The sequence below is a fragment of the Roseateles sp. genome (assembly GCF_031397715.1).
Taxonomy (GTDB): Bacteria; Pseudomonadota; Gammaproteobacteria; order Burkholderiales; family Burkholderiaceae_C; genus Paucibacter_A.
Genome location: NZ_JANNMI010000307.1, coordinates 1 through 9,592, shown reverse-complemented (window position 1 = coordinate 9,592; position 9,592 = coordinate 1). Strand labels below are relative to the sequence as shown.

Annotated in this window: 8 protein-coding genes; 3 read left to right on the top strand and 5 right to left on the bottom strand. The window is 62.2% G+C overall.

Annotated features, from left to right (window positions below):
* The 5 genes from RMO57_RS13285 to RMO57_RS13265 all read right to left on the bottom strand — a co-directional run.
* Positions 1-1,228: autotransporter assembly complex protein TamA (locus RMO57_RS13285; protein ID WP_310387340.1), on the bottom strand; the 1,228-nt coding region annotated here is incomplete at its 3' end.
* Positions 1,225-2,406, bottom strand: a complete 1,182-nt coding sequence (locus RMO57_RS13280; protein WP_310387337.1) for a vWA domain-containing protein — start codon at positions 2,404-2,406, stop codon at positions 1,225-1,227. The genes RMO57_RS13280 and RMO57_RS13285, both read right to left, overlap by 4 nt.
* Positions 2,407-2,442: 36 nt before the next feature.
* On the bottom strand, positions 2,443-4,470 hold the full coding sequence (locus tag RMO57_RS13275) for a S9 family peptidase (RefSeq protein WP_310387335.1): 2,028 nt from the start codon (positions 4,468-4,470) through the stop codon (positions 2,443-2,445).
* Positions 4,467-4,703 (bottom strand): hypothetical protein, encoded by a 237-nt coding sequence (locus RMO57_RS13270; RefSeq protein WP_310387333.1) that lies wholly within the window; start codon positions 4,701-4,703, stop codon positions 4,467-4,469. Before RMO57_RS13270 ends, RMO57_RS13275 begins: the two co-directional genes overlap by 4 nt.
* A 7-nt stretch (positions 4,704-4,710) precedes the next feature.
* Positions 4,711-5,565 carry a MoxR family ATPase gene (locus RMO57_RS13265; protein ID WP_310387332.1) on the bottom strand — a complete coding sequence of 285 codons (855 nt, stop codon included), beginning with the start codon at positions 5,563-5,565 and terminating at the stop codon, positions 4,711-4,713.
* A gap of 88 nt (positions 5,566-5,653) precedes the next feature.
* Here RMO57_RS13265 and RMO57_RS13260 point away from each other — a divergent pair, with 88 nt between their 5' ends.
* From RMO57_RS13260 to RMO57_RS13250, 3 genes are all read left to right on the top strand, one after another.
* The gene (locus RMO57_RS13260; RefSeq protein WP_310387330.1) at positions 5,654-6,331 is read left to right on the top strand and encodes a c-type cytochrome; all 678 of its coding nucleotides are present in this window, start codon (positions 5,654-5,656) and stop codon (positions 6,329-6,331) included.
* Between the two features lie 153 nt (positions 6,332-6,484).
* Positions 6,485-7,729 (top strand): HD-GYP domain-containing protein, encoded by a 1,245-nt coding sequence (locus RMO57_RS13255; RefSeq protein WP_310387327.1) that lies wholly within the window; start codon positions 6,485-6,487, stop codon positions 7,727-7,729.
* Positions 7,730-7,825: 96 nt separating this feature from the next.
* On the top strand, positions 7,826-9,412 hold the full coding sequence (locus RMO57_RS13250) for an ABC transporter substrate-binding protein (RefSeq protein ID WP_310387325.1): 1,587 nt from the start codon (positions 7,826-7,828) through the stop codon (positions 9,410-9,412).
* Positions 9,413-9,592 lie beyond the last annotated feature (180 nt).

Here is a 9,592-nt window from a genome sequence, read left to right as displayed (position 1 = left end):
GGCCGGTCGCGGTGTCGAACCCCAAGCTCAGGGTGACCTGCTGGCGCGGGGCTTCCTTGACCAAGACGTAGACCGGGCTGGCGGTGGCGGGGCTGGCGGTGGCGGGACTTGGGTTGGACAGGCCGGGGGCGATCGGCGCCGGAACGCTGGCCAGGGCAGCTTCGCCGGCAGATCCGGGCGTCACCGCCGCCGCCGTGGTGGCCTCGGCAGCTGCTTCGGCGACCTCGACGATTTCGGCGATCTCGGCCACCGCATTTTCGGGCCGGATGTCCACGCTGGCGCTGTCGAACAGGGTGGTGCGCAGCAGGCGCTCCTGAAAGTCCAGCATCGCGCGCTCGGAGTAGGGGTCGCCCGGCTCGAAGCCGGCCAGCCGCTCCACCACCGATGCCGGCAGATGGTTGAGGCCGCTGATCTTGATGTCGCCCAGCCGGAACAGCGGCCCGCTGGCCAGCTCCAGGCTCAGCTCGGCGCTATTGCTCTCGGTGTCCACACGGGCCGCCGAGCTGGCCCAGCGCGCCAGCGGATAGCCCTGCGCACGCGCGCGGCCCAGCATGGCGGATTTGGCGCCGCTCCACTCGCCCTGCGTGAAGGGCTCGCCCACTTGCAGGCCCCAGTCGCTGAGCATGCGCTCGCGTTGGCGCTTCTTTTGCGTCAGCAGCCGTTCGCTGGGCGCGGAGGCGGGGCTGTCCGCTGCACTGTTCGCGGTGCTGTCGTAAGCAATCGGTTGCAGCAACTCGCCGCTGAAATCCAGCGTCAGCGCCGTGACCAGCGTCTGTGGGCCGGGCTCGACCCTGACCGTGATGGTGGGGCGGCTGTAGTCTTCGCTGCTGGCATCAGGGGCGCTGTTCTCAACCTGCACCTGGGCATTGAAAAAGCCCTCGGTCTCCAGCAAGGCTCGCGCCTGCAGAGGTGCGGCGCTGCTGAGCCGGCGCAGCTCTTGCGGGCTCAGGCGCTGATCCTCCGGGGCCGTGCGAAAGCGTGCCAGATCCAGATGCGTCTCCAGCAGATCACGCAGTTTGCTGGTGGGCGCAATCACGACCAGCTTGTACTCGGCCACCAGCCGCCCACTGGTCTGCGCGGCCTTGGCCTGGCGCTCGGCCGCGGCCTTGGGGTTGAGGCTGTCGCGGAATTCTTGCAGCGTGCTGCATCCACTCAGGCCCCCCAAGCCACCCAAGCTCAGCAAGGCCAGCACGCCCAGCATCCGCTTCAAGTCAAAGTTAGGCCTCATTTGCTCAGCAAACGCATCGCGCCTTCGAGCCCGCTGAGCGAGAGTGGGAACATCCGCTGCTGCATCAGTTGCTGAATCAAGGCGACGCTTTGGCGGTACTGCCAAACGCCTTGCGGCTCGGGGTTGATCCAGGCGTAGTTCGGGAAACCGTGGGTCAGCCTTTGCAGCCATTCGGCGCCGGTTTCTTCGTTGTTGTATTCGACGCTGCCGCCGGGCTGCAAGATCTCGTACGGGCTCATGGTCGCATCGCCCACAAAAATCAGTTTGTAGTCCTTGTTGTACTTGCGGATCAGGTCCCACGTGGCGGTCTTCTCGGCAAAGCGGCGCCGGTTGTTCTTCCACACAAAGTCATAGACGCAGTTGTGGAAGTAGAAGAATTCGAGATGCTTGAACTGGGTCTTGGCGGCCGAGAACAGCTCCTCAACCCGGTGCACATGCTCGTCCATGGTGCCGCCCACATCCATCAAGAGCAGCACCTTGACCTTGTTATGGCGTTCGGGCTGCATGCGGATGTCCAAAAAACCGGCATTGGCGGCGGTTTTGTGGATGGTGTCATCCAGATTCAGCTCCAGCTCCGCGCCTTCGCGGGCGAATCTCCTCAAGCGCCGCAGCGCCACCTGGATATTGCGCGTGCCCAGTTCCAACTGGTCGTCATAGTCTTTGTAAGCGCGCTGCTCCCAGACCTTGACCGCGCTTTTGTTCTTGCTTGTCCCCCCTATGCGTATGCCTTGCGGGTTATAGCCGCTGTTGCCAAACGGGCTGGTGCCGCCGGTGCCGATCCATTTGCTGCCGCCTTCGTGGCGCTCTTTCTGCTCCTCGAAGCGTTTTTTGAGCGTCTCCATCAGCTCGTCCCAGCCCATCTTCTCGACCGCGGCCTTTTGCTCGGGCGTCAGCGCCAGCTGCAAGTGTTGGCGCAGCCACTCCAGCGGCACGTCTTGGCTGAAGTCGGTCAGCAGCTCCACGCCCTTGAAATAGGCGCCAAAAGCGCGGTCGAACTTGTCGAACAGCGCCTCGTTCTTGACCAGGGTGGTGCGGGCCAGATAGTAAAAATCATCGATCGAGGCGGCGCCCTCGGCTCCGATCACGCCGGCCTTCAGGCCTTCAAGCAGGCTCAAAAACTCCCGCACCGATACCGGCAGCTTGGCGGCTCGCAGGGTGTAGAAGAATTTGATCAGCATGAGGGCGGCAAGGAGGCGGTCAGGGCGGGTTGGCGATTATCCCTTGCCGCCACCCTTGCCGCCGTCTTTGCCGCTGGCCTTGCTGGCATGGCGCTTCAACCAGTCAAAGAACTCGCCATACCAGAGCTGGCTGTTCTGCGGTTTGAGCACCCAATGGTTCTCGTCCGGGAACCACAGCAGGCGGGCATCAACGCCGCGCGCTTTGAGCGTGTTGTAGTAGGCCAGGCCTTGGGCGTCGGGCACGCGGTAGTCCATCGCGCCGTGGATGACCAGGGTGGGCGTGCGCATATGCTGGGCGAAGCTGCTCGGGCTTTGCGCGGCTATTCTTGCCGGGTCGGCCCAATAGTTGGCGCCCAGCTCCTTGGCATGCCAGGTGTAGGCATCGTCCGAGAACATCGCCTGCCAATCGAAGCAGCCGGCATGGCAGATATAGGCTTGGTAACGCCCAGGCTGCACGTGCCCGTTCATCCAGGCGACCATGAAGCCGCCGTAGCTGCCGCCGGTGGCAAAGACACGGCTTTTGTCGGCCCAGGGCCTCTTCAAGATCCAGTCGGTGCCGGCCTCGATGTCCTGCAGTTCCAGCTCGCCCCAGCGGTGGGTGATCGAGTCGAGAAAAGCGTGGCCGAAGCTGGAACTGCCGTGGTAATTGACGCTGGCGACCACATAACCCTCGGCGGCAAACACCTGATGGTTCCAACGCCAGTGCCAGCTGTCGCCCATGGCGGTGTGCGGGCCGCCGTGGATCAGATGCATGACCGGATATTTCTTTTTGGCATCGAAGCCGGGCGGGTAGGTCAGCCACATTTGTACCTGCTCGCCCTCAGCCCCGGCGTAGAAGACTTCTTCGACCTTGGAGAACTGGTGCGCGGCCAGCAAGTCGGTGTTGAAGGACTCAAGCCGCTGCGCTGCCTTGTTCTCGTCCAGCACCGACAGGCGCGGCGGGAAGTGCACGCTGTCGTGGTTGACGACGATGACGCCGGCGGCGGCCGAGAAGCTGGTCGCGTGACCGCCCTCGAACTCGATCGCGGCTGTCGTGGTGGGCAGATCAAAGCGCCAGAGGTGGCGGCGGCCCGCCTGCTCGGCGCAGTACAGCACTGACAAATCATTGTCGGCCCACACCAGCGGCGCGGTAACCTCGTGGTCCCAGTCGGCCGACACCACCGCCCATTGGCCATGGGTGTCCAGCACCGCCAGTTGTGCCGGCATCGTGTGTTTGAGGCCCTGGTGGCTGGCTAAAAACGCCAAGTGCTGGCCGGCGTGGCTGTAGCGCGGCGCGCCGAAGTCCCAGGCGGCATCTTGCAACAAGGTGCGGAACTCGCTCGATTTGAGCGTCAGCTCGGCCAATGCGAAGCAGTTGCCGACCTTCTTCTCCGGTGCCGGGTCGAAGGCAAAGACGATGCGGCGGCCATCGGGCGAGATGTCGAAGCAATCATGGCCGGCATCGGCGCGGCTCAGCTCAAAATCGCTGCCCTCGAACAGGTCTTGCGTCTTGCCGGTCTGCACGTCGATGACGTGCAGATGCGCGACCCGGCCCATCGGGATGCTGTGATCCCAATAGCGGTAGAACGCCTCGCTGGTGACATAGCCGGTCTGCTTGCGGGCCTTGAATTTTTGGTGCGCCTTGGCCTGCGCTTTCGCGCCCTTCAAGTCGGGCCAGACCCAGGACATGAAGGCGATGCGCCGGCCATCGGGGAACCACTTGAAGGCCTCCACGCCGGTAGCGACGGGCCCGAGTCGACGCGCCTCACCGCCGTGCGGCGCGATCAGATAGAGCTGCGGCTCTTCGTCCTTGACGCCTTCTTGCTCGCGTTTGGCCACAAAGGCGATCAAATCACCGCTGGGGCTCCACTGCGGCGCAGCGTCTTTGTCGCCGGCACTGGTCAGGCGGCGCGGCTCACCGCCCGCGGTCGACAGCAGATACAGGCTGGATTGGCTTTTGTTCTCTGCCATGTCAAAGCACGCCAGACCGGCCACCGCTTGCGCACCATCGGGCGACAGGCTGGGTGCGCCAATGCGCTCAATCTGCCACAGGGCTTCAATATCAAATTTGCGGGCTTTGCTCACGTTCTGTCCGGTCCAAAGTACTGCTTGAGCAAGCGTCGAAACAGCAAACGGCCGGCACCGCAACCGAGCACGATGAAGAGCAGGCCGGTCAACTGCGGCAAGCCCCAGCCGGGCGTGTTGACGAAGTCATAGCCAAAGGCCGTGCCAAGCTGCCAGCCGGCCAAGGCGCCGAGCACAAAGCCGGCGGCGTCGGCCAAGCCTTCAAGGGCGGCCTTTTTGATGTCTGAAGTCATGTGGGAATCAGCGGTTATGACGCTGCATCTGTAGGAGCTTTTCGAACAGGGTCAGGTCTTGCTCGTTCTTGAGCAAGGCGCCAACCAGGGGCGGGATGCTGATTCTTTCGTCCTGGCTTTGCAGTGCCGAGACGGGGATGTCCTCGGCCAGCAACAGCTTGAGCCAGTCCAGCAGCTCCGACGTGGACGGTTTCTTTTTCAGGCCGGGCAGATTGCGCACCTCGAAGAAGGTCCTCAGCGCGGCCGCCAGCAGCTCCTTCTTCAGGCCCGGGAAATGCACGTCAACGATGGCCTGCATCGTCGATGGGTCGGGGAACTTGATGTAGTGAAAGAAGCAGCGGCGCAAAAATGCGTCGGGCAACTCCTTCTCGTTGTTCGAGGTGATGAAGACCAGCGGCCGGTGCTTGGCCTTGATCAACTGGCGGGTCTCGTAGACATAGAACTCCATCCGGTCGATCTCGCGCAGCAAGTCGTTGGGGAATTCGATGTCGGCCTTGTCGATCTCGTCGATCAACAGCGCCACCGGCTGATCGGCCTCGAACGCCTGCCAGAGCACGCCCTTGACGATGTAGTTCTCGATGTTCTTGACCTTCTCGGCGCCCTCGATGCCAGAGAGCTGGCTGTCGCGCAAGCGGCTGACGGCGTCGTACTCGTACAAGCCTTGTTGGGCCTTGGTGGTCGACTTGATGTGCCATTGCAGCAGGGGCATGCCCATCGCTGCGGCCACTTCCTCGGCCAGCATGGTTTTGCCGGTGCCGGGTTCGCCCTTGATCAGCAGTGGGCGCTGCAGCGTGGCGCTGGCGTTGACGGCCAACATCAAGTCAGCGGTGGCAATGTATTGGTCCGAACCTGCAAATTTCATGGGATAGATCAAACAAGAGATTGGGTCGATTGAGTATAGAGGCGGCCTCTATAATGCCGATCGGATTCAGACCAAGACCCCTGGGACTATGAAAAAACTGCTGCAGATCTCGCTCGCCTTGGCCGCCTCTTTTTGCGCCAGCGCCTCCGCTAATGCCCAAGCCCAAGCCGAGGCTCAAGCCAAGACCGATGGCAAAGTCTCCGTGCAAACCAAGGTGGCCGCATGTATCGGCTGCCACGGTATTCATGGCTACCAAGCCAGTTTTCCTGAGGTTCACAAGGTGCCGATGATTGCTGGGCAAAATGCCAAGTACATCGTCGCGGCGCTGACGGCTTACGCCAAGGATGAGCGCAAACATCCGTCGATGGGCGGCGTCGCTCAGCGCTTGAGCGAGCAAGATATGGCCGAAATTGCGGCTTATTACGAACAAAAGGCCGCTGTCTCAGCCGTGCCCGATGCGGTCGCTCCACCCAGCGCGCAAGTCACCGAGTTGCTGAACAAGGGTGCTTGCGCCTCATGTCATGGCGCCAATTTCAGCAAGCCGATCGACGGCGCCTACCCCAAGATTGCCGGCCAGCATGCCGACTATTTGTATGTGGCCTTGAAGTCCTACCAAGTCCAGGGTAGTGCGGTGCATGGCCGCAGCAACGCCATCATGGCCGGTCAGGTCAAGCAATTCAGCCATACCGAGTTGAAGGCCATGGCCAAGTATCTGGCCTCCTTGCCGGGCGAGCTGCGTACCGTGCCGCAGAGCAAGTTCCGCTGAACCGGCTCGGCAAATCTGCCGACTGTTTCGAGCCGAAACGCGAAGGAGTCGCCTAAATGGCGGCTTTTTTTATGTACTTCGGCAATTTCGACACGACCGTCAGGGCCCATACTTGCCCTGCAATTTCGCATTGAGGCGTGGTGACGGTTAGCGATGCTAAAAAAGATCTCCACCCAGCAGGTGCAGTTGGGCATGTTTCTTCAGTCGATGGAGGGTTCGTGGCTGTCGCACCCGTTCTGGAAGACCAAGTTCGTGATCCAAGACCAGGCGGACTTGACGGCTCTGCTGAAGAGCGGCGTGCCCGCGGTTTGGATCGATGTGAGCCGCGGCGCGGACTTGGTCGCGGACGAGCTGGCGGCGCCAACATTGCCGATGGGCCTGCCTGCTGTACCGACCCTGGCGCAGGCCAGCCAGCCGATCGAGGCAGTCGTGGCGTACAGATCAGTCAAGCCGCCGCGCGTCAGCTTTGGGGCCGAGATGGAGCAGGCCACGCAGGTGATGAACCGGTCGCGCCAACAGGTGACGGCCCTGTTCGCCGAGGCGCGCATGGGCAAGGCGATCGACACCGATCAATGCCTGCCTTTGGTGGAGGACATTGCCAATTCGATCGCGCGCAACCCCTCGGCGCTGATCAGCCTGGCGCGGCTCAAGACCAAGGATGACTACACCTATATGCATTCGGTGGCGGTCTGTGCGCTGATGGTGTCGCTGGCACGCCAGCTGGGTTTGGACGACGAGCAAGCCCGCGAAGCAGGCTTGGCCGGCATGTTGCACGATGTCGGCAAGATGGCGATGCCGCTGGACATTTTGAACAAGGCCGGGGCGCTGACCGATGCCGAGTTCACCGTGATTCGCTCGCACCCAGTGCGCGGCTATCAATTGCTCAAAGACAGCGGTGGCGTGCCGGCGTCGGCGCTTGATGTCTGCCTGCATCATCACGAGAAGATGGACGGCACCGGCTACCCGGAAAAGCTCAAAGGTGAGCAGATCAGTCTGCTGGCCCGCATGGGTTCGGTGTGCGATGTCTATGACGCGATCACCTCGACCCGACCCTACAAGTCGGCGTGGGACCCGGCCGGCTCCATACAGCGCATGGCCCAATGGACCGGGCAGTTTGACCCGGCGGTTTTCAAGGCCTTCGTGATTTGCGTGGGCATTTATCCGGTCGGCAGTTTGGTCAAGCTGGAGTCCGGGCGTTTGGCGGTGGTGGTGGACATGAATCCGCAGCACTTGGCCGCGCCCGTGGTGCGGGTGTTTTACTCGACCCGTTCCAAGCTGCCCATCTCGGTGCAGACGCTGGATTTGTCGGGCCCCGCCGCGGGTGACCGAATCGTCGGGCGAGAGTCGCCGCAGGACTGGGGCTTTACGCATCTGGATGAGATCTGGCGCAGGGCTTGATTTGCGACGAGGGCTGTTTTTATAGGTTTACCCCGAGCCGTTGAGGCCTGCGCCATGCCTAAACTCGGTGCAGAACAATCCGCCGGGAGTCCCCGCATGAAGTTGGTAAAGCGCTTGTCACTTGTGGGTGTGCTGGCCTTGGCTCAGTGGGGCGCGGCGGCCGAGGCACAAACGCTGCGCTGGGCCAGTCAAGGCGACCCGCAGACCATGGACCCGCATTCGCAAAACGAAAGCATGACCAATATGGTCAACGGCCAGGTCTATGAGCGGCTGACCCGGCGTGACCGCAAGCTGAATATTGCACCCGGCTTGGCCACCGAATGGACCCAGGTTTCACCGCTGCTGTGGCGCTTCAAACTGCGCCCGGGCGTCAAGTTCCATGATGGCCGGCCTTTCACGGCCGACGATGTGGTGTTTTCGATTCAGCGCGCGGCAGCCCCGACCTCGCAGCTGTCGGTGTATGCGAACGCCGTCGGCAGCGCGCGCAAGGTCGATGAGCTGACGGTCGAGTTCCAGCTGAGCAGCTACAACCCGATCTTTTTGCAGCATCTGGACTTGCTCTGGATCATGAGCAAGCCTTGGGCCGAAGCGAACCGTGCCGTGCGGCCCTTGGACTTCAAGAACAAGGAGGAAAGCCACACCAGCATGAACGCCAACGGCACCGGCCCCTATATGCTGCTAACGCGCCAACCCGGCGTCAAGACGGTCTACAAGCGCAACCCGGCTTGGTGGGGCAAGCATGAGGGCAATCTGCAGGAGGTGGTGTTCACGCCGATCAGCAATGACGCGACCCGACTGGCGGCGCTGGTCTCGGGCGAGATTGATTTTGTCATCGACCCGGCCCCGCGCGACGTGCCGCGCCTGCGCAATACCAGCGGCGTCAAGGTGATAGACGGGCCAGAGAATCGCATCATCTTCATCGGCATGGATCAGGCTCGCGACAAGCTGCTTTACGCCAATGTGGCGAGCGGAAAAAACCCGTTCAAAGACATCCGCGTGCGCAAAGCGCTGTACCAGGCGGTGGATGTGGAGGCGATGCGCATCAAGCTGATGAATGGCCTGAGCCAGCCGACCGGCAGCCCGACGCCCTCGGCCGCAGCGAGTTTCAATGATGCCGCGCTGGAGGCGCGTTATCCGTTTGACATTGCCGCGGCACGCAAGCTGATGGCCGAGGCCGGTTACGCCGATGGCTTTGAAGTGACGCTCGATTGCCCGAACAATCGCTACGTCAATGACGAGGAAATCTGCCAAGCGCTGGCGGCGATGTGGGCGCAGCTCAAGGTCAAGGTGCGAGTCTCGGCGATGCCGCGGGTGACCTTCTTTCCGAAGTTGGAGAAGCTTGATACCAGCTTGTTCCTGTATGGCTGGGGCGGCGCTATCAATGATGCCGAGTCCATCATGACGCCGGTGTTTCGCAACCGTGGCGAGCGAGGCATCGGCGCCTACAACTACGGCAATGTGCATAACGACAAGTTCGATGCACTGGCGGCTCAGTCATCGGTTGAGCCCGATGTGGCCAAGCGCGAGCAGTTGATCAAGGCCGCGCTGACCGAATTCAAAGAGCAATTCCATGTGCTGCCGCTGCACCGGCAGATGATCCCCTGGGCCGCGCGCAGCAATGTCAACGTGGTGCACCGGGCGGACAACTGGCTTGAGTTGAGTTGGGTGACGGTGGGGAATTGATTGCCAAGAGCCTGCGTTTGCCCCGCAGGCAGTTCATTCTGAGTATTCCGGTCCAACGTGACCGCTGATTCCGGCATCGTGACCCGCGATTCCGGTGAACGTGACCGGAGGGATTCCGGCAACGTGACCCACGATTCCGGCGAACGTGACCCAGCTTTTGGATCACGCCTGCCGGCACGG